General features: G+C 62.2%; 19 protein-coding genes. 14 read left to right on the top strand and 5 right to left on the bottom strand.

The genetic code is table 11. The features are described 5' to 3' along the window. The first annotated feature begins 281 nt into the window (after nt 1-281). The 13 genes from BW38_RS10380 to BW38_RS21230 all read left to right on the top strand — a co-directional run bounded on the left by BW38_RS10380 (nt 282) and on the right by BW38_RS21230 (nt 18,114). A complete protein-coding gene (locus BW38_RS10380) occupies nt 282-1,652 on the top strand; it encodes a pyridoxal-phosphate dependent enzyme (protein ID WP_025878454.1) in 1,371 nt (456 codons plus the stop codon). Between the two features lie 123 nt (nt 1,653-1,775). After that, on the top strand, nt 1,776-2,948 hold the full coding sequence (locus BW38_RS10385) for a cystathionine gamma-synthase (RefSeq protein ID WP_032976377.1): 1,173 nt from the start codon (nt 1,776-1,778) through the stop codon (nt 2,946-2,948). 62 nt (nt 2,949-3,010) lie between these two features. Continuing rightward, on the top strand, nt 3,011-4,363 hold the full coding sequence (locus BW38_RS10390; protein ID WP_223484575.1) for a glycosyltransferase family 4 protein: 1,353 nt from the start codon (nt 3,011-3,013) through the stop codon (nt 4,361-4,363). Further along, a complete protein-coding gene (locus BW38_RS10395; protein ID WP_099841855.1) occupies nt 4,356-5,150 on the top strand; it encodes an ABC transporter permease in 795 nt (264 codons plus the stop codon). Before BW38_RS10390 ends, BW38_RS10395 begins: the two co-directional genes overlap by 8 nt. Then, nucleotides 5,147-6,439, top strand: coding sequence for an ABC transporter ATP-binding protein (locus BW38_RS10400; RefSeq protein ID WP_032976375.1), 1,293 nt, complete (start codon nt 5,147-5,149; stop codon nt 6,437-6,439). Before BW38_RS10395 ends, BW38_RS10400 begins: the two co-directional genes overlap by 4 nt. 45 nt (nt 6,440-6,484) lie before the next feature. Beyond that, on the top strand, nt 6,485-8,620 hold the full coding sequence (locus tag BW38_RS0120700) for a methyltransferase domain-containing protein (RefSeq protein WP_051585011.1): 2,136 nt from the start codon (nt 6,485-6,487) through the stop codon (nt 8,618-8,620). Then, nucleotides 8,620-11,136, top strand: a complete 2,517-nt coding sequence (locus BW38_RS10405; protein WP_032976374.1) for a glycosyltransferase family 1 protein — start codon at nt 8,620-8,622, stop codon at nt 11,134-11,136. Before BW38_RS0120700 ends, BW38_RS10405 begins: the two co-directional genes overlap by 1 nt. 104 nt (nt 11,137-11,240) lie before the next feature. Continuing rightward, on the top strand, nt 11,241-12,281 hold the full coding sequence (gene gmd / locus BW38_RS10410) for a GDP-mannose 4,6-dehydratase (protein ID WP_032976373.1): 1,041 nt from the start codon (nt 11,241-11,243) through the stop codon (nt 12,279-12,281). Beyond that, entirely contained in the window at nt 12,265-13,206 is a 942-nt protein-coding gene (locus BW38_RS0120695) for a GDP-mannose 4,6-dehydratase (RefSeq protein WP_032976371.1), read from the top strand. Before gmd ends, BW38_RS0120695 begins: the two co-directional genes overlap by 17 nt. 195 nt (nt 13,207-13,401) lie before the next feature. Next, a complete protein-coding gene (locus tag BW38_RS10415) occupies nt 13,402-15,636 on the top strand; it encodes a hypothetical protein (protein ID WP_152543304.1) in 2,235 nt (744 codons plus the stop codon). A gap of 114 nt (nt 15,637-15,750) precedes the next feature. Further along, a complete protein-coding gene (locus BW38_RS0120690) occupies nt 15,751-16,101 on the top strand; it encodes an EamA family transporter (RefSeq protein WP_051585010.1) in 351 nt (116 codons plus the stop codon). A gap of 3 nt (nt 16,102-16,104) precedes the next feature. Further along, on the top strand, nt 16,105-17,241 hold the full coding sequence (locus BW38_RS10420; RefSeq protein WP_032976368.1) for a glycosyltransferase family 4 protein: 1,137 nt from the start codon (nt 16,105-16,107) through the stop codon (nt 17,239-17,241). Between the two features lie 180 nt (nt 17,242-17,421). Next, complete coding sequence (locus tag BW38_RS21230) at nt 17,422-18,114, top strand: class I SAM-dependent methyltransferase (protein ID WP_157804313.1); 693 nt, start codon at nt 17,422-17,424, stop codon at nt 18,112-18,114. 20 nt (nt 18,115-18,134) lie between these two features. Here BW38_RS21230 and BW38_RS10425 read toward each other — a convergent pair whose 3' ends face one another. From BW38_RS10425 to BW38_RS10445, 5 genes are all read right to left on the bottom strand, one after another. After that, a complete protein-coding gene (locus tag BW38_RS10425) occupies nt 18,135-19,565 on the bottom strand; it encodes a UbiA family prenyltransferase (protein ID WP_268844464.1) in 1,431 nt (476 codons plus the stop codon). Between the two features lie 3 nt (nt 19,566-19,568). Further along, nucleotides 19,569-20,978, bottom strand: a complete 1,410-nt coding sequence (locus BW38_RS10430) for a mannose-1-phosphate guanylyltransferase/mannose-6-phosphate isomerase (protein WP_032976366.1) — start codon at nt 20,976-20,978, stop codon at nt 19,569-19,571. Between the two features lie 14 nt (nt 20,979-20,992). Beyond that, entirely contained in the window at nt 20,993-22,351 is a 1,359-nt protein-coding gene (locus BW38_RS10435; protein ID WP_032976365.1) for a phosphomannomutase/phosphoglucomutase, read from the bottom strand. 143 nt (nt 22,352-22,494) lie between these two features. Continuing rightward, a complete protein-coding gene (locus BW38_RS10440) occupies nt 22,495-23,436 on the bottom strand; it encodes an electron transfer flavoprotein subunit alpha/FixB family protein (protein WP_032976363.1) in 942 nt (313 codons plus the stop codon). Continuing rightward, nucleotides 23,436-24,182: an electron transfer flavoprotein subunit beta/FixA family protein gene (locus BW38_RS10445; protein ID WP_032976362.1), complete on the bottom strand. Its 747-nt coding sequence runs from the start codon at nt 24,180-24,182 to the stop codon at nt 23,436-23,438. Before BW38_RS10445 ends, BW38_RS10440 begins: the two co-directional genes overlap by 1 nt. Nucleotides 24,183-24,464: 282 nt before the next feature. On the opposite strand from BW38_RS10445, the gene rfbB reads away from it, so the two are divergent. Then, nucleotides 24,465-25,520 (top strand): dTDP-glucose 4,6-dehydratase, encoded by a 1,056-nt coding sequence (gene rfbB / locus BW38_RS10450; RefSeq protein WP_032976361.1) that lies wholly within the window; start codon nt 24,465-24,467, stop codon nt 25,518-25,520.

The raw sequence follows: 25,520 nt of genomic DNA, 5'->3' as shown, positions 1-25,520 counted from the left end.
ACGCGGCGCCGCTGAACGCAGGCGTCGCGCCAAGGCACCACACGCGGTGGTGCCTTGGCCCGCAGGCACGTCCCCCGATGCGGGCGGTACCGGTCTCCTCGTCGATCCGGGGCCGTCCGCATCCCCTTGGGCTGCCAGCCGAGCTGGTGGGTGCCGACCGTGGGTCAGCACGCCTCCCGCCGGGCATGGCCCGGCGCTATAGAAACGGCTCCTGACTTTCGTCGCCATCCATCGGATAATCATCGGTCCGGCCCTGTGTGGCGCGAACCGAAGTCCCCCGAATGCCCATCCATTCTTCCGTCCTCGAACTCATCGGCCAGACCCCTATCGTCAAGGCCCAGCGCCTGGATGCTGGCGTCTGCGAGCTCTACCTGAAGCTCGAAAGCGCCAACCCGGGCGGATCGATCAAGGATCGCATCGGCCTGTCGATGATCGAAGCGGCAGAGAAGCGCGGCGACCTGAAGCCCGGCGCCACCCTGGTGGAAGGCACCGCCGGCAATACCGGCCTGGGCCTGGCGCTGGTGGCCCAGCAGAAGGGCTACAAGCTGATCCTGGTGGTCCCGGACAAGATGAGCCGGGAAAAGATCTTCAACCTGAAGGCGATGGGTGCCGAAGTGCGCCTGACCCGCTCGGACGTGGCCAAGGGCCACCCGGAGTACTACCAAGACCTGGCCAAGACCATCGCCGAGCAGACCCCAGGCGCCTACTTCGTCAACCAGTTCGGCAACCCGGACAACCCGGCCGCGCATGAATTCGGCACCGGCCCGGAGATCCTCGAGCAGATGGATGGCGATCTGGATGCCATCGTGTTCGGCTGCGGCAGCTCCGGCACCATGACCGGCCTCTCGCGCGCCTTCGCCACGCTGTCGCCGAAGACCGAGCTGGTGCTGGCCGACCCGGTCGGCTCCATCCTGGCCGAGTACATCAACGACGGCGTGCTCAACGACAAGTCGGGCAGCTGGCTGGTGGAAGGCATCGGCGAGGATTTCCTGCCCTCGATCTCCGATTTCAGCCGTGTGAAGAAGGCCTACGCCATCACCGATGCGGAGAGCTTCCATACCGCGCGTGAGCTGCTGGGCAAGGAGGGCATCCTCGGTGGCTCCTCGACCGGCACCCTGCTGGCGGCGGCGCTGAAGTACTGCAAGGAGCAGACCACGCCGAAGAAGGTGCTGGTGCTGGTCTGCGACACCGGCAACAAGTACCTGTCGAAGATGTACAACGACTACTGGATGCTGGACAACGGCTTCCTTGAGCGCCCGCAGCACGGTGACCTGCGCGACCTGATCCTGCGCCCGTACGGCCAGCGCGACACCGTCGTGATCGGCCCGAACGACCTGCTGACCACCGCCTATCAGCGCATGAAGCTGTATGACGTGTCGCAGCTGCCGGTGCTGGACGGTGACCAGCTGGTCGGCATCGTCGACGAAAGCGACGTGCTGCTGCACGTCTACGGCGACGAAGCACGCTTCCGTGACCCGGTGGCCACCGCGATGGTCAGCAAGCTGGATCGCCTGGATGTGAAATCGCCGATCGAGGCGCTGCTGCCGGTGTTCGACCGCGGCCAGGTGGCCATCGTGATGGATGGTGACACCTTCCTCGGCCTGATCACCCGCATCGACCTGCTGAATTACCTGCGTCGGCGCGTTCAGTAAGGCGTTTATCGCCGCAGATCGCTGCTGAATCCCGGTTTATCCGCGTCAAAGCTCGTTAAGGCCGCGCTGATAGACTCCCGCTCCTTCGACGGCGCCGGTCATCGGCGCCAATCAGGAAACGACATGTCCAACGCTTCTTCCCCGGACCGCGCGCTGGCGCTGGCCACCCTGGCCATCCATGGCGGCCAGTCGCCCGACCCGAGCACCGGCGCGGTGATGCCGCCGATCTACGCCACCTCGACCTATGCGCAGTCCAGCCCGGGCGAGCACCAGGGCTTCGAGTACTCGCGTACCCACAACCCGACCCGCTTCGCCTACGAGCGTTGCGTGGCCTCGCTGGAAGGCGGCACCCGCGGCTTCGCCTTCGCCTCGGGCATGGCCGCCAGCTCCACCGTGATCGAGCTGCTGGATGCCGGCAGCCACGTGGTGGCGATGGACGACATCTATGGCGGCAGCTTCCGCCTGTTCGAGCGCGTGCGTCGCCGCACCGCTGCGCTGGACTTCAGCTTCGTCGACCTGACCGATCTGGCCGCCTTCGAAGCGGCGATCACGCCGAAGACCAAGATGGTCTGGATCGAGACCCCGACCAATCCGATGCTGAAGATCGTGGACATCGCCGCGGTCGCCGCCATCGCCAAGCGCCATGGCCTGATCGTAGTGGTCGACAACACCTTCGCCTCGCCGATGCTGCAGCGTCCGCTGGAGCTGGGGGCGGACCTGGTGCTGCATTCGGCCACCAAGTACCTCAACGGCCATTCGGACATGGTCGGTGGCATGGTCGTGGTCGGCGACAACGCCGAACTGGCCGAGCAGATGGCCTTCCTGCAGAACTCCATCGGTGGCGTGCAGGGCCCGTTCGACAGCTTCCTGGCCCTGCGCGGTCTGAAGACCCTGCCGCTGCGCATGAAGGCGCACTGCGCCAACGCGATGGCGCTCGCACAGTGGCTTGAAAAGCACCCGGCGGTGGAGAAGGTGATCTACCCGGGCCTGGCCTCGCACCCGCAGCATGAGCTGGCGGGCAAGCAGATGGCCGGCTACGGCGGCATCGTCTCGATCGTGCTGAAGGGCGGCTTCGAGGCGGCCAAGCGCTTCTGCGAGAAGACCGAACTGTTCACCCTGGCCGAGTCGCTGGGCGGGGTGGAAAGCCTGGTGAACCACCCGGCGGTGATGACCCATGCGTCGATCCCGGTGGCACGCCGCGAGCAGCTGGGCATCAGTGATGCACTGGTAAGGCTGAGCGTGGGCGTTGAGGATCTGGGGGATCTGCAGGTGGATCTGGAGCGGGCGCTGGGCTGAGCGCCCCGCGAACTGCCATGACACCGCCTGGCCCCCCTCAACCGAATGCTCGGGTACGCCTCATGGCGTGGCTGCGCGGGCAGTCATGGCTGCGCGGAGCGTATCGCGCGCTGCCGGGTGTGGTACGTGAGCGCGGGCTCCGACTGCTCACGAGGCGGCTGCAGGCGAAGACGCGCTTCCCGCGCACGCCGGCGTGGGATGTCGTGCCGCCGAACACGGATGCGCGGCTTACCTCATCGACTGCGCCGTCGTCGGCGTGCTCCGGCGTCAATATCATCGGATACATCCACGGGCAGTTTGGGCTGGCGGAGGCGGCGCGGAGCTATGCGCGGGCGCTCATTCGCGACGGAGTACCGGTGGCCCTGGTGGATGTGGACTTGGGCCTGCCACATACCCGCGACGATCACACCTTCGATGCCTGGCTCAACTCCGCTGCGCCGAATGCGGTGAGCATCATTTTCGTCAATCCGGACTATCTGGCGCAGGCGCTGGACAGCATCGGCGAAGCCCGGCGGCAAGGGCGGTACTTGATTGCCTGCTGGTTCTGGGAGCTGGAGAACGTTCCCGAACGCTGGCTGCCCGCGCTGGCCCTGGTGGACGAAGTGCTGGTCGCCACCACTTTCGTGGAACGGGCAGTCCGCCGGGTCAGCCCCAATCCGGTTCTGCACGTGCCCATGCCCTTGGGTGAGCTGCACGCTAGCGGCCTGCAGCGAGCGGACTTCGGGCTTCCCGACGACGCATTCGTGTTCCTGGTGTCGTTCGACTTCAGTTCGTTGATGGCGCGCAAGAATCCGGAAGCGGCGCTGCGCGCGTTCCGGCAGGCTTTCCCACCGGAGCGCAGTAACGTGCGCCTGTTGGTCAAAAGCAGCAATGGTTATCGCTTCCCGCACCTGCTACAGCACCTCTTGCAGTTGGGGCAGGGAGATGACCGGATTCTCATTCGCGACGAAGTGATTGCGCGCGAGCACCTGAATGCGTTGCACCGCTGTTGCGACGTCTATGTATCCCTGCATCGGGCCGAAGGGTTCGGCATGGGCATGGCCGAGAGCATGGCAATTGGCAAGCCGGTCATCGCCACGGCCTGGTCGGGCAACATGGAGTTCATGGACCACGATTGTGCGGCATTAGTCGACTACACCTTGGTGCCAGTGGGCGCGGGCCAGTATCCGGGGGGAGAGGGGCAGCGCTGGGCTGATGCCGACATTGAACAGGCGGCGGGCTGGATGCGCCGACTGGCGGATGATCCCGTCTTCGCCCGGGAACTGGGGCAGCGCGCCCGGAAGAAGGTGGAAATCACGTTGTCCGGCACCAGCGCTGCCCGTCGCATCGTCGCCCGAATAAAAGAAATCGAAGCTGCGCGGGACCACACGCGCGATCTCCTGAAAGAACACGAGGACGGAACACTCCGTGATTGACATGCTGCGGTCCCTGTGGGCCTATCGCTACTTCATCCTCTCCTCGATCAGGAATGATCTGAGGATGCGTTTCATTCGAAGCAAACTCGGCGCACTTTGGATGATCATTCATCCGCTGATGCAGGTACTTATTTTCGCCACCATCCTGTCGGAAGTGCTCTCCGCGAAGATGCCCGGGGTCGAAAACAAGTACGGATACGCGCTTTACCTGATGGCGGGCACGCTGTGCTGGAGCATGTTCTCCGAAACGGTGTCCAAGTGCGTGAACCTGTTCGTGGACAACGGCAATCTCATGAAGAAGATGGCGTTCCCGCGGATCTGCCTGCCCTTCATCGCGGCGGGAACCATGCTGGTCAACAACCTGCTGCTGCTTGTGGCGATCTTCGCCGTGTTCGCCGTGATGGGGCACTTCCCCGAAGGGCAGGTGCTGTGGCTGCCGGCGCTGATGCTGCTCACGCTCGGGTTCGCGATGTCGATCGGCCTGCTGCTGGGGGTGTTCAATGTCTTCATGCGCGACATCAGCCAGGTCGTGCCCGTGGTGCTGCAGGCGCTGTTCTGGCTGACCCCGATCGTCTACAACGTGAGCATCCTGCCGGAGGCAGCGCGGGAAGCATTCAAGCTCAATCCGCTCTACCCGCTGGTGACCAGCTACCAGCAGGTACTTCTCTACAACCAGCCGCCGGTCTGGGCGGATCTGTTGCCGATGGCCGTTGCCACGCTGGTGCTGCTGATTGCCTCGTTGATCGTGTTCCGCAAGGCCAGTCCTGAAATGGTGGACGCGCTATGAGTGGTCAGCTCACGCTCGAAGGCGTAGGCAAGGCCTACCGCCATTGGGGAAGCGAATGGCTGCGTGCGGCCAGTTGGTTCGGCCTGCCCGTTCGCCCCAAGGAAGAACACTGGATCGTGCGCAACGTGACCCTGACCATTGGGGCTGGTGAAGCCGTGGGCGTGGTGGGCCGCAACGGTGCAGGGAAGAGCACGTTGCTGAAGTTGATCACCGGTACGACCCAGCCCACCGAAGGCCGCATTTCCCGGGGAGGACGCATTGCGGCTATCCTCGAGCTGGGCATGGGGTTCAACCCCGACCTGACCGGGCGCCAGAACTGCTTCCATTCTGCGGGGCTGATGGGCTACACGCAGCAGCAGATCGAAGGGGTGATGCCCTCCATCGAAGCCTTCGCGGAAGTCGGTGAATACTTCGATGAGCCCGTGCGCACCTACTCCAGCGGCATGCAGGTCCGCGTGGCCTTCGCGGTCGCTACCGCATTCCGCCCGGATATCCTCATCGTCGACGAGGCGCTTTCAGTGGGCGACGCCTACTTCCAGGCCAAGTGCTTCAAACGCGTTCAGGAGTTCAAGGAGCAGGGGACCACGCTGATCCTAGTCAGTCACTCCGTGGGCGACATCGTCAAACACTGCGACCGGGTGATCTTCATCAAGGACGGGGGCGTTCACGCGGACGGACCGTCACGCGAGATTTCAAATCTCTATCTTGATGAACTGTTTGGCCGCAAGACGGGCAATGCGGTGGTCGCGGAGCCGGACGATCCCGCCTCCCCCCCGAATTCGATGGGGGCAGGTATCGAGGATCTCTTCCATACGCGACGCGGCTATAACAAGGGAGAGCATCGATGGGGGCAGGGCGGCGCGCGCATCATCGACTACGCCGTTGTCAGCTGCGGCGAAGAGCATCCTGCACGCCTAGACAGCGGTGCCCGCACGGAATTCATGATGAAGGTCGTGTTTGACCAGGACGTCGAGAGCGCGGTGCCGGGCATCCTCATCAAGACCCTGGAAGGGTTGTTCCTCTACGGCACCAACTCTTTCCTGGCCAGCAGTGGCGCGAAGGTGATCTCTGCTAAAGCGGGTGACGTGCTTGTCTGCGCGTTCCAGTTGCCGATGAACGTAAACGAAGGTCACTACATGGTGTCGCTTGGTATCTCCAGCGGTGATCCGCTCTCCGAGCTGACGCCGCTGGATCGTCGTTATGACTCCATCCTCCTGGATGTGAGTCGCCCGATGCAGTTCTGGGGCATCGTGGATCTGCACGCCGAATTCAGCGTGCGGGCTGCCTGAAGAAATGTTGCATCGTTCGTGCTACCGAGAATTGGAAATTCGTATATGACAGACGTCAACCCCAGCGCTGCAGGCTCTATCGAATTGCTGGTAGCTGCGTTGCCTGAAAAGTACCAGCCCATCTTTGGTCACCCGGAGCTGTCGGAGGGCAGCTCGCGTGGCTGTGAGGACCGCCTTGAGCTGATCCTTGCCACCGCCCAGCGCCTGCAGAAGGCGTTGGGCCGCCCGCTGCGGGTGCTGGACCTTGGCTGCGCCCAGGGCTTCTTCTCCTTGAATCTCGCAGCAGCCGGGCATTCCGTCCGCGGTGTGGATTTTCTCGATCGAAACGTGTTCGTCTGCCAGGCACTGGCGGTCGAGGCCGGGCTGACCCGGGTCACGTTCGAATGTGGCCGTATTGAAGACATCATTGAAACGCTCAATGACGGTGTCTACGACCTGGTCCTGGGCCTAAGCGTCTTCCATCATCTGGTGCATCAGCATGGGTTGTCGGCTGTCGTGGCAATCATCTCCAACATCGCCAGCAAGATCGATTGTGGTATCTACGAAGTCGCCGTGCGCGAGGAGCCGTTGTACTGGGGACCCTCGCAGCCCGAGCACCCGGCTGAACTGCTGAGCCCGTATGCGTTTCTGCGTGTCATGTCGTGGCAGCCTACCCACCTTTCCGGCGTCGAGCGTCCACTCTACTTTGCCAGTGAAAAATACTGGTTCGTCGGTAACGACTTCCGTGCCTTCGATTCCTGGCGCTTCCAGTCGCACCCCATGGATATGAGCAGCCACCGGAAATCGCGACGCTACTTCTTCAGCAAGGATGTGATGCTAAAACAGTACTCGCTCGCGAATTCGACCAGGCGTGACTTCAATCGCGATGAGTACCAGAACGAAGCTGGCTTCCTAGCGAACGCACCGCCGGCGATGGAAGCGCCCGCGCTGCTGGAGGCGTTGATGGATTGTGAGAACTGCTGGATCGTGCGGGAAGTGACACCGGGTCGTATTCTCCTGGAGATGATGAAGGAGCATGTTCCCTACGCACCAGAGCGCGTGGTGGATGGGCTGATCCGCCAGTTGGTGGTACTGGAAGAGCAGAATCTCTTCCATAACGACGTGCGCTGTTGGAACCTGCTGGTCGACGTGGATTCTCAGGCGCACCTCATCGACTTTGGCGCCATTTCACCGGAGCGCGCGGACTGCGTCTGGCCACACGACCTGCTGCTGTCGCTGCTGATCACGGTGCGGGAAATCTTCATGGGCCACGTGGGACCAGTGCTACCGGTACGTCGCGGGCTGCTGGATGTATGCATGCTGCCGATGCGCTATCAGGCCGCGTTCGCGCACGCACTATCGCTGCCTCAGGGTGCGTGGACGTTCAAGGAACTCGCTGCGCGGATCAATAGCTGGCCCGGCGAATCGACCGAAGTTACCGGTTACATCGCCGCGTTGGTCGCCGTTGAGCGTGGAATGCTGAGCTTGGAAGGCACGCTCGCTGCTGAGCAGCATGAGGGTAGGCTTGCCCGCCAGGCGCTGGATCAGTCGCGCCAGGATCTGGACCAGTCGCGGCAGGATCTGGACCAGTCGCGGCAGGAGCTGGATCGCTCACGCGAGGATGCGCACCGGGGTTCCTTGCTTGCGGAGGCGCGTGAACACGATCTTGCCAGCGTCGCTGCGTTGCAGCGTATGGTGGAAGGTCTAAAAGCACAGCTCGCAGTGCAGGAGGCCGAGACGCGCAGGTTCCATGGGGACAACGCCTCCGTGCTGGGCGCCCTGCATCATTGGCAGGGGCGCGCCAATGAGCTGGAGTCGTTGCTGGAGCGGGTTCGACAAAGCCGTTCCTGGCGGCTGACTCGGCCGCTTCGTGGTTTCCGGCAGTTGCTGCAGCAGCCCATTGCGGTGTTGCGTCGCGTCCTGCTTGCCGTGATGCGCCGCATTAAGCGCCATCCGGATCTGGCACATCAGCTCAGCGCGGTCACACGAATGGTGCCGCCACTGCATGCCAAGCTGGTCTCTGTGGCGGTCAATAATCAGATCATTGCCGAAGTTCCGGCGAGCAAGGAGCATGAAGGCATTGTTGGCGGTGTTGCCGACTTTGCCGGGCTGAATGAGAGTCAGGGCCTCGACCGCTTGTCTATCAGGGCGCGTGGGTTCTACCGAGGTATTGCAGCCGGTTCTTCCAAGGAGCATCGTTAATGCGAATCCTTCTGGATCTACAGGGTGTTCAGGGCGAAAGCCGGCGCCGGGGCATCGGGCGATACTCGTTGTCGCTCGCCCTGGCAGTTGCGCGGAACCGTCGAGGTCACGATCTGCACCTTCTGTTGAACGGCGCATTCCCTGAAAGCATCGACCAGATCCGGCGCGCTTTCGAAGGTGTCGTGACGAGGGCCAACATCCACGTCTTCCACGTGCCGCTTCCCGTCTTCCAACGTGAGCCCGGCAACGAAGCACGACGCCAGCGTGCGGAAATCATCCGCGAGGCGGCCATCGCTACACTGCGCCCCGACATAGTGCACCTTTCCAGCCTGTTCGAAGGCTTCGCCGACAATGCGGTGGGAAGCGTCAACCAGCATTGCCGGGTGCCGACGATCGTGACGCTGTACGACATGATCCCGCTGATGAATGCGAACGTGTACCTGGAGGGTAATACCCGGTATCGCGACTTCTATTATGGGAAGCTTGAGCATCTGAGCCGCGCAGACGCGCTGGTCGCAATCTCCGAGACCTCCGCAGCGGAAGCCCACGAGGTGGCGGGTTTCCCCGAGGAGCGGATCTTCAACATTTCTGCGGCCTGCGATGGTGCTTTCCAAAAGCTGGCGCCCTCTGACCCGCAGCGCGCCTCCATCCGCGCGGCGTTCGGACTGAACAAGGGTATTGTGCTGTACACCGGTGGCGCGGACCGTCGCAAGAATCTCGATCGCCTTGTCCAGGCCTATGCCGGCCTCGACGCACTCACGCGCGCCACCCATCAGTTGGTGTTCGCCGGGCATATGCCCGGCCCGCAGGTTGCCGAGCTGAAGCGCCTGGCTGCCGAAGCCAGCTTGGGCGAGCAAGAACTGGTTTTCACCGACTACATCACAGATCAGCAGCTGATCGCCCTGTACAACGAGTGCAGCCTGTTCGTCTTCTCCTCCTGGCACGAAGGCTTCGGCTTGCCGGTACTGGAGGCGATGGCCTGTGGGGCACCAGTGGTAGCATCGGACGCATCGAGCATCCGCGAGATCGCAACGGACAAGACAGCGTTGTTCGATCCGCAGGATGTGGCCTCGATCAGCGAACGCATGGCACATTTCCTCAATAGTCCCGAAGAGACCGAGCGTCTGCGGCGTTACTCGCTTGAACGAGCCAAGGCCTTCTCGTGGGGGCAGGTTGCCGAGCGCTTCCTTGACGCCTGCGAGCACGTCGCCGCTCTCGGCCTTGAGCGCATTTCGCCGACGCATGCGATGGAGCGCGCGGTCGCTCGACTGGGATCGATGCAGGGCTCGAGCGTAGGCGAAAAACTGGCAGCGGCCGACGGGCTGGACCGCAGTTGCGCGGATGATCTCCAGTTGTTGGTGGACGTTACCGAGCTTGCAGAGAAGGATCTGCGCACAGGCATTCAGCGCGTCACTCGCGCCGTGCTGGCCGAGTGGGGACGCTCACCGGTGGCAGGCTACCGACTGCAGCTGGTGCGGCTTGACCGGAATACGGGTCTCTACGTCTGCGCCAACCGCTATGCGGCCACCTTGCTGGGCATTGAGTCGCAGGCCGATGTGCCCGCGATCTGCCACGCGGGAGACGTTTTCCTGGGGTTGGACCTGGTCGGTTCAGGCGTGAAGGCCGGCAGTGAATGGTTCGCCCATCTCCGTCGCAACGGCGTCAAGGTCTCCTTCGTTGTCTATGACATTCTGCCAGTGAGGCACCCCCAGTGGTGGCCGGGTGGCGGCGGCCAGCATCATGAGGCTTGGCTGCGTGAAATCCTGGCGTGCGCCGACCAATTGATCTGCATTTCGCAGGCTGTGGCGGACGACGTTCGCGCTTGGATGCAGGAGAGCGAGGTTCAGAGCCACGCGCTGATCGAGTGGTTCCATTTGGGCGCGGATCTGGACGGGAGCATTCCCTCCAAGGGACTGCCGGATGAGGCTGGACACATTCTCACACGCCTTGCCGCCGCCCCCAGCTTCCTGATGGTGGGTACCATCGAGCCCCGAAAGGGTCATGAGGCGGTCCTGGCCGCTTTCGATGCGCTCTGGGCCAAGGGGCATGACGTCAACCTGGTCATCATCGGCCGCAAGGGCTGGCTGGTGGATACGGTCTGCAAGAAGCTGGCAGAGCACCCGCGGCGCGGACAGCAGCTGTTCTGGCTGGAGAACGCCAGTGACGAGTTCTTGGACGTGGTGTACGCCAAATCAAGCTGCCTGATGGCCGCCTCCGAAGGTGAGGGCTTCGGGCTTCCGCTGATCGAAGCCGCGCAGCGGGGGCTGCCGATCATTGCGCGCGATATTCCCGTATTCAGGGAGGTGGCCGGTCCCCATGCGCATTACTTCGGGGGCGTCGGCGATGCTCCCATCGCGGCGGCGGTTGATGAGTGGCTGGCGCTGCACGCCGAGGACACCCATCCGCGCTCGGACGGACTGCCCTGGCTTACCTGGGCCCAGAGCGCTTCACAGCTCAAGGATGTGCTGCTGCGGCCAGAGGGCGCAGGCGACACGTCTGCCCCTGGGCGCACCTGAGCTATCATCCCTATCACTATCGATGGGCGCGTTCCCATCCCCCGGCGCTGCCCGTAGGATCTGGCGGCTACCGCCATAACGGACTTTTTTGAAGAGAGATCGGAATGAGCAATAAAAAGGCGATTATCACCGGCATCACCGGTCAAGACGGCGCGTATCTGACCGAGCTGCTGCTCGCCAAGGGCTACGAGGTGCATGGCACGTATCGCCGCAGTAGTTCCGTGAACTTCTGGCGCCTTGAAGAACTGGGCGTGGCTTCACACCCCAACCTCCACTTGGTGGAGTACGACCTCACCGACCTGGGTACCACCATTTCGATGGTGCAGAAGATCCAGCCGGACGAGATCTACAACCTCGCCGCACAGAGCTTCGTCGGCGTCAGCTTCGAGCAGCCGACCACGACTGCGCAGATTACCGGTGTGGGCGCGCTGCACCTGCTGGAGGCAATCCGCCTGATCAATCCGAAGATCCGCTTCTACCAGGCCTCGACCTCGGAAATGTTCGGCAAGGTCCAGGCGATTCCGCAGATCGAGGAAACCCCGTTCTACCCGCGCAGCCCCTATGGCGTGGCCAAGCTCTATGCGCACTGGATGACGGTGAACTATCGCGAAAGCTACGGCATCTTCGGTTCCAGCGGCATCCTGTTCAACCACGAGAGCCCACTGCGCGGCCGTGAGTTCGTGACCCGCAAAATCACTGACTCCGTTGCCAAGATCAAGCTGGGCCAGCTGGACTGCCTGGAACTGGGCAACCTGGATGCCAAGCGTGACTGGGGCTTTGCCAAGGAATACGTGGAAGGAATGTGGCGCATGCTGCAGGCCGATCAGCCGGATACTTTCGTGCTGGCTACCAATCGCACCGAGACCGTGCGTGATTTCGTCAGCATGGCCTTCAAGGGCGCCGGAATCGATGTGGAGTTCAGGGGCAATGACGTCGATGAGGTTGCGATCGATACGGCCAGTGGCAAGACCGTGATGCGCATCAATGCCAAGTTCCACCGCCCTGCTGAGGTCGATCTGCTGATCGGCAATCCGGAGAAGGCCGAGCGCATTCTGGGTTGGAAGCCGCAAACCACGTTGGAGCAACTGTGCCAGATGATGGTCGAGGCCGATCTCAAGAGGAACGAGCGTGGCTTCTCGTTCTGACGGCGCGCCCAAGACTGTACTGGTCACGGGGGCCTCTGGTTTCACCGGGCGCTACATGGTGCAGGCGCTGGAAAGCCGAAATTACTCCGTAATTTCCTTGGCCAGTGCTGTCGGGCTGCCTGATGGCGCGCCACAGTCGCAGGCTGGTGTCGCGCACGTAAAACGAGCAGACCTGCGTGATCTTCGTGCTCTGACACGGGTCATGGACGAGGTGCGCCCAGACCACGTGATCCATCTCGCGGCATTGGCGTATGTTGCTCACGGTCAGGTTGACGACTTCTACCAGGTCAATCTGATGGGAACGCGCAACCTGCTGCAAGCGATGCAGGACGCTGGGCATCAGCCCAGCAGCGTGCTCCTCGCCAGCAGTGCGAATGTGTATGGGAATGCCTACGAGGGCGAGATTTCCGAGTCTTTCGCACCCAGGCCAGCAAATGACTACGCAGTCAGCAAGCTGGCGATGGAGCACGTCGCAGGTCTGTGGAGCGAAAAGCTTCCGCTGATCATTGCGCGTCCGTTCAATTACACGGGTGTCGGCCAGGAAGAGAAGTACCTTATTCCAAAGATAGTTTCCCATTTCCTGCGGCGAGACACCGAAATTGAGCTAGGCAACATCGACGTCTGGCGCGATTTCGGTGATGTGAGAGCCGTGGTCGATGCATATGCACAACTCATCGCACTGCCGCTGGCTTCCCTTACTACCGTGAACGTCTGCTCAGGACACTCACATTCCCTGAGGGAAGTCGTCGATCTCTGCCGCCAGATTACTGGGCAAGATATTTCGATAAAGATCAATCCGGCCTTTGTCCGGTCGAACGAAGTGCGCGTACTTCGAGGTAGCAATGATCGGCTGAGGCATTTGATCGGAGACTGGCAGAGCCCACCTATCCAGCAGACGCTCGAATGGATGCTGCGCACACAGTAGAAAGAGACTGCGGTCTTTCGAATCGATCAGGCGACTGGGGCGGTTAGTTGGTAACCTCGCAGGAAGGCGACTGTTCAAGGCCGCCCCCGCACGGCAGATGCCTTTCATCAGCGTTCGCTGCCGAATATTTTGTCAAGCTGTCGAGACGCTTTTGTCGACGGCGTCTACTAGGGATTGTTGGATATGCTTCCGTACATGGCGACGGTATTCAGCGTCGCCGCATGCTCCATGGTGTTGCTCACGTGCGGCTCTCTGTTCGTGCGTGCGAACAAGGGTGAGCTGTTACCCGCTGACCTGCAGGGAGCTGTGGGCGCGGCTGCCAGCTTGACGCTTGGCGTTATTGCAACAGCGCTTTTCGTGATCAACGTAAATCTCTGGTTCCCGGGCAAGTGGGTCTATCACGGGCTGGTGGCCCTGGGGGCGTGCGGCCTGCTGAGACTGGTCGTGCTGCGGCGAAGCGGCGGAGCGGAGATTCTCGTCTGGCTGTTGATCCTGACCGCTGCCGTTGCCGCTGTCGCCTACGGAGTTGGACTGCGCGTGGACGCCGCCAACTATTGGCTGGTTGAAACGTCGAACCATGACACGCTCTTTTATTTCGAGGGCGCACGCTGGGCCGTAAACCACCCGGTCTTTGTTGAGCCCGAGGTGGTCTCAGATGCCCTGCATCTAGGCGGATGCCGACTTGGTGCGGTTTACATCGGCATCGACTGTCCGGTATATCGGGGTGGCAGTTACTCGATGCTGGGCATGGCGCTCTCCTTTGGCGCGGGCCGAGCTGCCAATGACATGCTTATCGCCTCAGCATTGGGTGCCCTGTTCATGGGTGTTGGCCTGCTTCCGGTTGCGGTAATGGGAAGGGTCGGGACTGCCAAGTGGCGCTTCCTGTGGTTGCCCGTGCTGGCGCTGCTTGTGGTTGTGATCTATTTTTCGCCGAGCATGTTGGCTGCGGCCATCAACAGCAACGTCGCGACCACTATTGGCGCATCTGCGGCTGCAATGGTGTTGGCGCTTGCAACGTCCCTTGATCGGTGCGGTTGGCGCAGGGCGATGTTGCTCGGACTCGGTGCCTCGCTGGCGGCGCATTGCTACGGTGAGGCCGCCGCCGCCGCCGTGATTTTCGCCGCCTTCGGTGTGATTGCAGGTGCCCTGCTGGACCGTTCTTGGAGCACCTTCCTTAAAGGGGCACTTCTGTGTGCCGGGGCGTTTTTCATCGCATCCAACGTCCTGCTCGGCGAACTGCTGCAGTCGGCGAGCGACGTCGAAGGTATTGCCAGCGGCGGGACGTGGGAAGGAATGTACCTTCATGCCAGTCCTTGGACCTGGTTGGCCGCTCCATTCGCTGGGATGGTGGTCAACGGCAGCCCCTACGTCAGCCCGGGAATGCTCTTGGTCGGATGGTCCTTGACGCTGTTCGTCGGAGTTGGTTGTGTCTACCTGAAGTCAATGCGTCCAGCGCTGCTGGCGTTGGTGGCGGTCTCGCTTTTTCTGGTCGGGTTCGTGGAGATCCGTGACTACGCGTACGGTGAACACAAGGTCGTGCAGATGATCGGCCCTGCGGCTTGTGTGCTTGCCGCGGCGCTGCTGTTGAATTTGTTCAGAGTGTTCAGCGAAGCCGACCGAGGAAAGTGGCAGCGCTGGGGAATCTTGGTCTACGGTGTGATTGTTCTTCTGCTTATGCTGGCTGCAATCCACGAACACGCGCGTCCATCAATGCGCGTTGTGGAGGGCTGGAAAGGTGTGCATGGCCTTTCACTGGATTTCGAGCGGGATTTGCCCGGAGCTGACAACCAAGCTTGGGTGATAGACGATACCGGTGTAGAGGGAGTAGAGAGATTCCAGAAGTCGCACTACGTCGCTTATCTCGCACATGAGCGGTTGTCACGTGCTTACCTGCCCAAGCTGGATCAAGAGGGAATGCGCGGTGGCTACGCAAGGCGTGCGCTGGGAGACAGTCTGAAGTCTGCCACTGATCCACGTTGGGTCGTACAGCTGAAGTCCTTCACGGGAGTTCAATCGCCATTCAAGTACGCGCCAGAGTCGATAAAACCATCAACGGAGTACAACCTAGTTGATCTTTCCAAGGCTGGCCCGGTGGCCGCTGTATCGGGCTGGGGTTGGCTTGCGTGTCAGGCGGAGGGCTGCCCGGTCGCTTCTGGCTTTGAGATCGAAGCTCTAGTGTCGGCTGATCAGGGCGCGGACTGTCATTTGACCCTGCATGCCGATCATGCTGCTGAGTATCCTTCACTGGAAGTGATCATCGACGCGGGAAATGCGCGCTTGCAGCCACATCGTCTCGCCCCGGAAGGCATTGATATCCCATTGGTTGCGGGATGGCAGCGCATTACCTTCACCGATCCCAATGCCACCCCGGGTGCGCTCTGGGTCGTTCGCGAGGTCACCAGTTCCTGCGCTGGGGGGGCGTCAAAGTAGTTTTTTCCCGGCCGGCGATGAGATCGTGGCAGGCCGGAGGCGAATGTTCCGGGAGGACGGAATCATTGTGACCCGATGATGATTTCTCCACTCCATTCTTCAAGGTAACTGTGCATGCAATTGCTTATCGTGTTCGGGTTGGTATTGTTGGGTGCATTCGGAACTCTGCTACTCAAGATGGGTGCGGAGAGGGTTCAGTACACGCAGGGGCTGCTGCCCCTGCTCGAGTCAGCGTTGCGCAATCCGCCGCTGGTGTGTGGATTCGTGCTCCAGATGATTCCGCTGGTGTCTTGGGTGGTGTTGCTCAAGTTCATGCCTCTCACCAAATTGCAGCCAATGATCGCCCTGACCTACGTGGTGACGCCGGTTCTGGCAGTGTTGTTCCTGGGTGAGCAGGTCAGTCCCCTGCGCATGGCAGGTATCGGTCTCATTGTCGCCGGCGTTGTGCTGGTAAGCGCGAGTTGATCCATGAAGATTCTTGTCGTCCTGACGTATTACTCGCCTTACATGAGTGGCGTTACTGAGTTTGCTCGCATGCTGGCGGAGGATCTTGCTAAGCGGCATGACGTTACCGTACTCACTACCCAGCACGATGCGGAACTGCCGCTGGAGGAGGCGATGAATGGTGTGCGTGTGGTGCGTGCACCGGTATTCGCACGGATGCATAAGGGCGTATTGAGTTGGAAACTCATTACACAGTTCGTGCATTTGGCCAGACAGAGCGATGTAGTCAATCTGCACATGCCGATGTTGGAGTCCGGGCTGCTGTCAATGCTGGTTCCTAGCCGTAAGCTGGTTGTTAACTACCAATGCGATATGGCAGTGGTCGGTGGATTGATTGATCGCGTGGCGGTCAATGTGACTCGGATCTCATGCTGGCTGGCAGTGAGACGGGCACGTCAGGTTGGTGTCTTGACGCATGATTACGCCGGTTCATCTGCCTGGTTGCAAGGCATTCGGCACAAACAGCGTGAAGTTCTGGCTCCCATGAAGGCAATGCCTTGGCCTGTGGCGCAGATTGAGGACGATGAGGTCTTCCGCTTTGGCTTCGTGGGCAGGTTCGTTGCCGAGAAAGGACTGCCGGTGCTGCTGGAGGCATTTGCACAAGTCCATGAGCAGCACGCCGGACGGGTGCGTCTGGTGCTGGTCGGCGACACTCACAACATTGCCGGCGGCGGCATCATGGATGCCATCCATGGCTCAATCGCTGCTCTCGGTGATGCAGTTGAAGTACGTGGCCGGGTCACTGAAGAAGAGCTTCAAACCTTTTATTCCCAGCTCGACGTGCTGGTACTTCCCAGCATCAACCGCTATGAGGCATTCGGCATGGTGCAATTGGAGGCGATGCTCAGCGGATCTCGGGTAATCGCCTCAAACCTTCCCGGTGTTCGAACCATTGTGCAGAACACCGGTAACGGTGAAGTCGTGCCCATCGGAGATGCACCCGCGCTGGCTGAGGCAATGCTGCGCCTGATGGCCAGCCGCCATGGAGTAACCCGTAACGGGGTACGTGAACAGGCATTGCGGGCCTATCCACTCCGACGCTTCTATGACCTGCAGGAGGCGATGCTGGTTGGACGTGAGCCGACCCACCCAGCGGCCTGATCCGCCTCCCAAAGCAGCCGTCACAAACCTATAGCAGTGAACTTGCTACGGCGGCTCTCCCCAGGCACTCTGACTCCCGGGTCGGGGGGGCCTTGCGCTCGGGCGTTCTCTCCATCACCCTTCATGGCGGCAGTTCTGAAGCTGTTCTCGAGTGCGTTGGCGCGACATAGGGAGCGTATGGTGACCGAGGTATCGGAGCAGTACAACGAGCGGTATTACAGCGGTAACGGGCAGGACGGCGATCGTCCGGCGCTGAGACTCTTCACTCGTCTGGCCAAGCGTTACCTGCCGCCCGGCCGTATCCTTGACTTCGGTTGTGGTCCTGGCTTCTTCTTGGATCACCTCCGCCGTCATTTCAATGCAGTGGGTATCGAGCAAAGCCCGTGGGCCAGCGCGGAGGCGCGGCGCAGGACGGGGGTTGACGTGCATGAGTCGATGGCCGGGCTGGCTGATGCCAGCATGGATGCACTGGTGTCGGTGCATGTCGTGGAGCACATCGAAGATCCCGCTCTCGACGCCGTCCTGGCCGAGTGGCACCGCGTACTCCGTCCTGGGGCCAAGGCAATGGTGGTTACCCCTGATGCCGAGGGGTTTGCACACCGTCGCAAGGGTAAAGATTGGATCGCGTTCACCGATCCAACCCATATCAACCTGAAGTCCCATTCCCAGTGGCAGGCCGCGTTCGAAGCGGCTGGATTCAGCGTCGTGCACCGATTCGCCGACGGCCTTTGGGATTTTCCGTATGTCCTGCCTTGGTTAGGCAAGGCAGAAGTCCTTATGCTTGGTTGGCCGACGTTATTCCAGTTCATTTTCGCCCGACCACTACTCCCCGCCGGCAGCGGGGAGTCGATCATTTTCGTGCTGGAGCGTTAGTCGCTTGCCTGAACATCCGGTCAGATTGCGGCCAGCACCGATAGTCCACCCAACAGTACGGTGATCAGGCTGCCTGGGTCCTTAACCGCAAAAACAACCGGATCGTCGTGCATCTGGCCTCGGTGGGCAAGCAGCCAGGCGCGGCAGATCCAATAGAGCAGGATTGGACAGAGCAGCCACAGGAACAGCGGGTGGTTGTAGAGGTTCTGGCTTTCCGGTGCGTTGATGTACAGGCAAAGCACTAGTACGGAGGCCAAGCCGGATGCGGTCCCCAAGTTCTGCACCAAGCCAAGGTCCTCGACATGGTAGCCCCGCCCGCTGGGTTTCAGTTTGCCACTGGCCAAGGTCAGGCGTAGCTCGGTATAGCGTTTCAGCATCGCCAGGCTGAGGAAGATGAACATGGAGAAGGTCAGCAGCCAGAACGACAGGGTGACGTCGATTGCTGCCGCACCCCCGACAATGCGGATGGTATAGAGCGCGGCGAGCATTACTACATCGATCATCACTACCTGCTTCAACCGCAGCGAGTAGGCCAAGGTGAGGCAGAAGTAGATTCCCAGCACCAGCATGAATGCTGGTGCGACCGCGGCGGCGAGTAGAAAGCCGGTCAAAGTCAGCACCGGTGTGGCCAACAGCCCTGAGCGCAGTTCCAGACGGCCGCAGGCAAACGGCCGCTTACGCTTGCGGGGGTGCTGACGGTCGGCATCGAGGTCGAGCAAATCGTTGAACAGGTAGACACCGGAGGCGCACAAACCAAAGGCGATGAACGCCAGCACAGCGTTGAGTGTGGTCTCCAGTTCCAAGAAACGGTGGCTGGCCAACAGCGGCACGAACACCAGCAGATTCTTCAACCATTGGTGTACCCGCATCGCCTTGAGCCACGCCCGCAATCCGCCACCTTCGCGAGGCCAATGCTCGACCAGTTTCGAACAATCAGCGGCCGCCCGCGCAACGCCCGCGTCGGCATTGACCACCCATGCAGAGTGCGCATGCTTCCAGATCGCAAGGTCGACCCGGGCGTTGCCCACATAGTCGAAGCCGCGTTCCCCGAACTGCTTCACCAACAATTCGGCCTTGCGGTGGCCGGCCAAATTTGTCTGCCCGTCGCTGCAGAACACGTCGTCGAACACGCCAAGGTGACGCGCGATCGGGTCCACCAGCGCAGCATCGGATGCAGTGCACAACACCCGCCGACGGTCGCTGCTGGCCTGCAACAGTTGCACCACGCGCAGGTCGTAGGGAAGCAGTGCAGGATCACCAGCGCCATGTACGGCCAGTTGATGCTTGAGGTGCGCTTTCCCGCGAAGCAGCCAGAACGGCAGCAAAAACAGCATCCACGGCTGCCGTGCAAGCATCCTCAGGAAGGTCTCGTACAGCAGGTCGCTGCGTAACAAGGTGCCGTCCAGATCAACACACAACGGCCTCGATTGGCCGGCGCCAAGTGCACTCACTGATCAGACTCCCGCACGGCCATACTGATCTTCGAACCGCACAATGTCGTCCTCGCCCAGATAGCTGCCCGACTGCACTTCGATCAGTTCCAGCGGCAGCTTGCCCGGGTTCTTCAGGCGATGGGTCACACCCAGCGGGATGTAAGTGCTCTGGTTCTCCGACAACAGGATGACCTCATCGCCGCGCGTCACTTCGGCCGTGCCGCTGACCACGATCCAGTGCTCGGCACGGTGGTGGTGCATCTGCAGGCTCAGGGTCGCACCCGGTTTGACGGTGATCCGCTTGACCTGGAACCGGGCGCCATTGTCGATGGAGTCATAGGCGCCCCACGGGCGGTAGACCTTGCGGTGCGCGGCGGCTTCGCTGCGCCCATCGCGCTTGATCTGGCCAACGATCTCCTTGACGTCCTGCACGCGGTCCTTGTGACCGACAAACACGGCGTCATCGGTTTCCACCACAACCACGTCCTGCAGGCCGACCATCGCGATCAGGCGGTTTCCGTAGGCATAGCTGTCCTTGCAGTCCAGCGCGATCACGTCGCCGTGGCAGGCATTGCCGTCGGCGTCCTTGTCGGACACCTCCCACAGTGCCGACCAGGAGCCCACGTCGTTCCATCCGGCATCCAGCGGGACCACGGCGGCATCGGCGGTCTTTTCCATCACCGCATAGTCGATGGAATCGTTCGGGCTGGCGGCGAAGGCTTCCGCATCCAGGCGGATGAAATCGTTGTCGCGGGCGGCCTTGTCGAGCGCGGCGCGGCAGGCCGCCAGGATCGCCGGCTGCAGGGTCTCCAGCTCCTTCAGGTAACGCGAGGCCTTGAACAGGAACATGCCGCTGTTCCAGTAGTACTCGCCTGAGGCGACGTACTTCTCGGCAGTGGCCTGGTCGGGCTTCTCCACGAACCGGTCGACCGCGCGTACGCCTTCGCCGATGGCAGCCTTGATGTAGCCATAGCCGGTTTCCGCAGCAGTCGGCACGATGCCGAAGGTCACCAGCTTGCCGGCTTCAGCGGCAACCGCGGCCTGTTTCACGGCTGCATGGAAGGCTGCTTCGTTGCGCACGACATGGTCGGAGGGCAGCACCAGCAGCAACGCATCATTGCCACCGGCCAGCGCCTGCAGGGCGGCGATGGCAATGGCCGGAGCGGTATTGCGACCCACCGGCTCCAGGATCAGCGCCTGCGGCAGGACCTTGCACTCGCGCAGCTGTTCGGCAGCCATGAAACGGTGTTCCTGGTTGGCGACCACGATCGGCGCAGCACCGGCGATCGATGCGACGCGCTTCCAGGTGGCCTGCAGCATCGTGTCATCGCCGACCAGCGGCAGGAACTGCTTCGGGTATGCCTCGCGCGACAGCGGCCACAAGCGCGTGCCGGAGCCGCCGGAAAGAATGACGGGAACGATTGGAGTCATGGTGCGTCCTTTACTCAGTGATTTGCCGGCGTGCCGCCGATCAAGTCGGTCAGTTCACGGATGCGGTCCTGAAGCAGGGCCTCGTTTCCGCGGGTTTCGATGTTCAGGCGCAGCAGCGGCTCGGTGTTGGAGCTGCGCAGGTTGAAGCGCCATTCCGCGAAATCGGCGCTTACCCCGTCGGTACGATCCAGCAGCGGCTGCTGCGGCTCGAAATGGGCCAGTACGCGGGCCACGGTGGCCTTGGCATCCTCGACGCGGAAGTTGATTTCACCACTGCAGGGGTAGGCCTTCATGCGGTCGGCCACCAGTTCGCCCAGCGACTTGCCGCTGCTCGATACCAGCTGCGCGATCAGCAGCCACGGGATCATGCCCGAATCGCAGTAGGCGAACTCGCGGAAGTAGTGGTGGGCGCTCATCTCGCCGCCATAGACGGCGTCCTCGGCTCGCATGCGTTCCTTGATGAAGGCATGGCCGGTCTTGCTCATCACCGGTACGCCGCCTGCCTGCTCGACCATCTCCACGGTGTTCCAGGTCAGGCGCGGGTCGTGGATGATCTTGCCGCCGGGCTGGCGGACGAGCAGGGCAGTGGCCAGCAGGCCGACCAGGTAATAGCCCTCGATGAAATTGCCGTCGGCATCGAAGAAGAAGCAACGGTCGAAGTCGCCATCCCAGGCGATGCCGAAGTCCGCACCACTGGCACGCACTGCGTCGCGGCTGGCCGCGCGGTTCTCCGGCAGCAGCGGATTGGGAATGCCGTTCGGGAAGCTGCCATCGGGTTCATGCTGGATGCGGATGAACTCGAAGGGCAGGTGCGGGGCCAGTTCGTCGATGATCAGGCCGGCACCGCCGTTGCCCGGATTGGTGACGATCTTCAGCGGCTTCAGTTTGGCCACATCGACATAGCCCAGCAGGTGCTGGATATAGGCAGTCTTGTCGGTGTCGCTGGAGACCGATCCCTTGCCGTCGCCAAGCGGAGCGTCGGAAGCAGCAAAATCGCGGATATCGAACAGGCCGGTGTCGCCGCTGATCGGCTTGGCGCCGTCGCGTACCAGCTTCATCCCGTTGTAATCCATCGGATTGTGGCTGGCCGTCACCATGATGCCGCCTGCCGCCTTGCGGTGGAACGTCTGGAAATACACTTCCTCGGTGCCGCACATGCCGATGTCGATGACATCGCGACCGCTTGCGGTCAGGCCTTCGATGGCCGCCTGCAACAAGGCCGGGCTGCTCAGTCGGATGTCGTGTCCCACAACTACCGGTCCCGGGCCGAGCAACGCCGCAGTACCGGCGCCGATACGGCGAGCCAGGCGTTCGTCAAGTTCGTCCGGGACGCGGCCGCGGATGTCGTAGGCCTTGAAACACGGGAGCGTCATCAATGCAGTCCTTCACGGGTTGACCCCGGATTATAGCGACTGGCCCTGTTGGAACGAGTGATCCTGCCCAGCGTCCCTGCGGGCCCTCCAAAATGCTGGAATGCCGTGCAACCTGTTGATTGCACGGCATTCCTGCAGACGCATCAGCCCAGCGCCGCTTCCAGCTCCGGCAGGATCGTGAACAGATCCCCGACCAGGCCGATGTCGGCAATCTCGAAGATCGGCGAATCCGCGTCCTTGTTGATGGCGACAATTGTGCCGGCATCCTTGATGCCGGTCAGGTGCTGGATGGCACCGCTGATGCCCACGGCCACATACAGCTCCGGCGAGATGATCTTGCCGGTCTGGCCGACCTGCAGGTCGCTGGGCACGTAGCCGGCATCCACCGCGGCGCGCGAAGCACCCACGGCGGCGCCGAGCTTGTCGGCCAGCTGGAAGATGACCTTGAAGTTCTCTTCCGAACCAACACCACGGCCACCGGAGACCACGCGCTTGGCGCTCTGCAGGTCCGGGCGGTCGCTGGCACCGGCGGCCAGGCCGACGAAGCGGGTGTGGGTCGGCAGGGAGGCGTCGACGCTTGCGGCCTCAACCGAGGCGCTGCCGCCTTGGGCGGCTTCCGGCCACGACGCGGCACGCACGGTGGCGACCACGATCTGGTCGATTGGTGCTTCCACGGTGATGATCGCGTTGCCGGCGTAGATCGGGCGCTTGAAGGTGTGGCTGCCTTCGACGGCCATCAGGTCGGAGACCTGGTTGACGCCAAGCAGGGCGGCCACGCACGGCATCAGGTCCTTGCCGAAGGTGGTCGACGGGCCGAACACGTGGGTGTAACCCGTGGCCAGCTGTGCGATCTGCGGGGCCAGTACCTGGGCCAGCGCCTGTGCGTTGGCGGCGTTGGCCACGGTCAGGACCTTGGCGACGCCGGCGATCTTGGCCGCTTCAGCCGCAACGGCGGTCGGGTCGGCGGCCAGCACCAGCACGTCGATGCTGGCGCCGCTGATGGCGGCTGCGGCGCTGACCGTCTTGGCGGTAGCGGCGTTGAGCTTGCCGTCGTGGTGCTCGGCGATGACGAGAATCTTGCTCATTACAGCAACCCCTTCTGCTTGAGTGCGGCAACCAGTTCGGCCGCGTCCTTGACCATCACACCCTTGCTGCGCTTGGACGGTGCGGCGTACTGGGTGGTCTTGAAGGTGTCGGCAGCTTCAACACCGAGGTCGGCCAGCTGCAGGGTCTCCAGCGGCTTGGCCTTGGCCTTCATGATGTCGGGCAGCTTGATGAAGCGCGGCTCGTTCAGGCGCAGGTCGGTGGTGACCACGGCCGGCAGGTCCACTTCCAGCGTTTCCAGGCCGGCATCGACTTCACGGGTTACCGTGGCCTTGCCGTCGGCAATGTCGAGCTTGCTGGCGAAGGTGGCCTGCGGACGCCCCCAGAGCGTGGCCAGCATCTGGCCGGTCTGGTTGGCGTCGTCGTCGATGGCCTGCTTGCCCAGGATCACCAGGTCCGGCTGTTCCTTCTCAACCAGCTTGAGCAGGGTGCGGGCGGCGGTCAGCGGCTGGATGGCCTGGTCGGTAACGACGTGAATGGCACGGTTTGCGCCCATGGCCAGGCCATTGCGCAGGTGCGCCTGGGCGTCGGCCGGGGCGATGGTGGCGACAACCACCTCGGTGGCGATGCCCTTGTCGCGCAGGCGCAGGGCCTCTTCCAGGGCGATTTCATCGAAGGGATTGGGCGACAGCTTGACGCCGTCGGTGACCACGCCGGAGCCGTCCGGCTTGACCTGAATGCGGACGTTGTAGTCCACCACGCGCTTGTACGCGACGAGGATTTTCATCTGGTACGAGATCCTTGTAGTGCCGGTCGCTGGCCGGCTCACAGTAACGGGAAACGTCCGGTCCTCGCACAGCAACCGGTTCGGGGGTGGGACCCCGATTCTAACTGGCCGAAGGCGACCATGCGAATGCGTATGGTTTTGCTGCGGTGCGGCGGAAACGGGCCGCTGGGAGCCTTCGTTCACCTGCGGCGGGCAGTCGTGAAGAGGTCGCCGATGTATTCTGTCGCGCTCCCGGGGTGCTGCGAGTGCCTGGGGGCGAAACATCGAACAGGAGAACAGGTAGTGCCCACGTGGCTTGTCACCGGCGGTGCCGGATTCATTGGCGGTAACTTCGTTCTCGAGGCCGTCTCCAGCGGCATCAAGGTCGTCAATCTCGATGCGTTGACCTACGCCGGCAACCTGAAGACCCTGTCCAGCCTGGACGGTAACCCGAATCACGTGTTCGTGCAGGGCGACATCGGCGACAGTGCGCTGGTTGCCCGCCTGCTGGCCGAGCACCAGCCCGATGCCGTGCTGAACTTCGCCGCCGAAAGTCATGTCGACCGTTCGATCGATGGCCCTGGCGCCTTCATCCAGACCAATGTCGTCGGCACCCTCGGCCTGCTTGAGGCAGTGCGGGACTACTGGAAGGCGTTGCCGCCCGAGCAGAGCGCGGCGTTCCGCTTCCTGCATGTCTCCACCGACGAGGTGTACGGCACCTTGGGCGAGACCGGCAAGTTCAGCGAAACCACCCCGTATGCCCCGAACTCGCCGTACTCGGCGTCCAAGGCCGCCTCGGACCACCTGGTGCGAGCGTTCCACCATACCTACGGGCTGCCGGTGCTGACCACCAACTGCTCCAACAACTACGGTCCGTACCACTTCCCGGAGAAGCTGATCCCGCTGGTGATCGCCAAGGCGCTGGCCGGCGAGCCGCTGCCGGTGTACGGCGATGGCAAGCAGGTGCGCGATTGGCTGTTCGTGTCCGACCACTGCGAAGCGATCCGTACCGTGCTGGCCAAGGGCCAGGTCGGCGAGACCTACAACGTCGGCGGCAATTCGGAAAAGCAGAACATCGAAGTGGTGCAGGCGATCTGCGCGTTGCTGGACCAGCGCCGCCCGCGTGCCGACGGCCAGCCGCGCAGCAGCCAGATCACCTATGTTGCCGACCGCCCCGGCCATGACCGCCGCTACGCGATCGACGCTTCCAAGCTGAAGAATGACCTGGGCTGGGAACCTGCGTACACCTTTGAACAGGGCATCGGCTTCACCGTCGACTGGTACCTGGACAACCAGGAATGGGTGAACGGCGTGCTCGACGGCAGCTACCGCCTGCAGCGCATCGGCACCGCGGCCTGA

The sequence above is a fragment of the Stenotrophomonas sp. RIT309 genome (genome assembly GCF_000632045.1).
Taxonomy (GTDB): Bacteria; Pseudomonadota; Gammaproteobacteria; order Xanthomonadales; family Xanthomonadaceae; genus Stenotrophomonas; species Stenotrophomonas indicatrix.
This window is presented reverse-complemented; position numbering and strand designations above follow the sequence as displayed.

Bases quoted from the DNA above. Each gene is read 5' to 3' on its own strand.
- BW38_RS10380 (WP_025878454.1), top strand. From the start codon at position 282: ATGCCCATCCATTCTTCCGTCCTCGAACTCATCGGCCAGACCCCTATC.
- BW38_RS10385 (WP_032976377.1), top strand. From the start codon at position 1,776: ATGTCCAACGCTTCTTCCCCGGACCGCGCGCTGGCGCTGGCCACCCTG.
- BW38_RS10390 (WP_223484575.1), top strand. From the start codon at position 3,011: ATGGCGTGGCTGCGCGGGCAGTCATGGCTGCGCGGAGCGTATCGCGCG.
- BW38_RS10400 (WP_032976375.1), top strand. From the start codon at position 5,147: ATGAGTGGTCAGCTCACGCTCGAAGGCGTAGGCAAGGCCTACCGCCAT.
- BW38_RS0120700 (WP_051585011.1), top strand. From the start codon at position 6,485: ATGACAGACGTCAACCCCAGCGCTGCAGGCTCTATCGAATTGCTGGTA.
- BW38_RS10405 (WP_032976374.1), top strand. From the start codon at position 8,620: ATGCGAATCCTTCTGGATCTACAGGGTGTTCAGGGCGAAAGCCGGCGC.
- gmd (WP_032976373.1), top strand. From the start codon at position 11,241: ATGAGCAATAAAAAGGCGATTATCACCGGCATCACCGGTCAAGACGGC.
- BW38_RS10415 (WP_152543304.1), top strand. From the start codon at position 13,402: ATGGCGACGGTATTCAGCGTCGCCGCATGCTCCATGGTGTTGCTCACG.
- BW38_RS0120690 (WP_051585010.1), top strand. From the start codon at position 15,751: ATGCAATTGCTTATCGTGTTCGGGTTGGTATTGTTGGGTGCATTCGGA.
- BW38_RS10420 (WP_032976368.1), top strand. From the start codon at position 16,105: ATGAAGATTCTTGTCGTCCTGACGTATTACTCGCCTTACATGAGTGGC.
- BW38_RS10430 (WP_032976366.1), bottom strand. From the start codon at position 20,978: ATGACTCCAATCGTTCCCGTCATTCTTTCCGGCGGCTCCGGCACGCGC.
- BW38_RS10435 (WP_032976365.1), bottom strand. From the start codon at position 22,351: ATGACGCTCCCGTGTTTCAAGGCCTACGACATCCGCGGCCGCGTCCCG.
- BW38_RS10440 (WP_032976363.1), bottom strand. From the start codon at position 23,436: ATGAGCAAGATTCTCGTCATCGCCGAGCACCACGACGGCAAGCTCAAC.
- BW38_RS10445 (WP_032976362.1), bottom strand. From the start codon at position 24,182: ATGAAAATCCTCGTCGCGTACAAGCGCGTGGTGGACTACAACGTCCGC.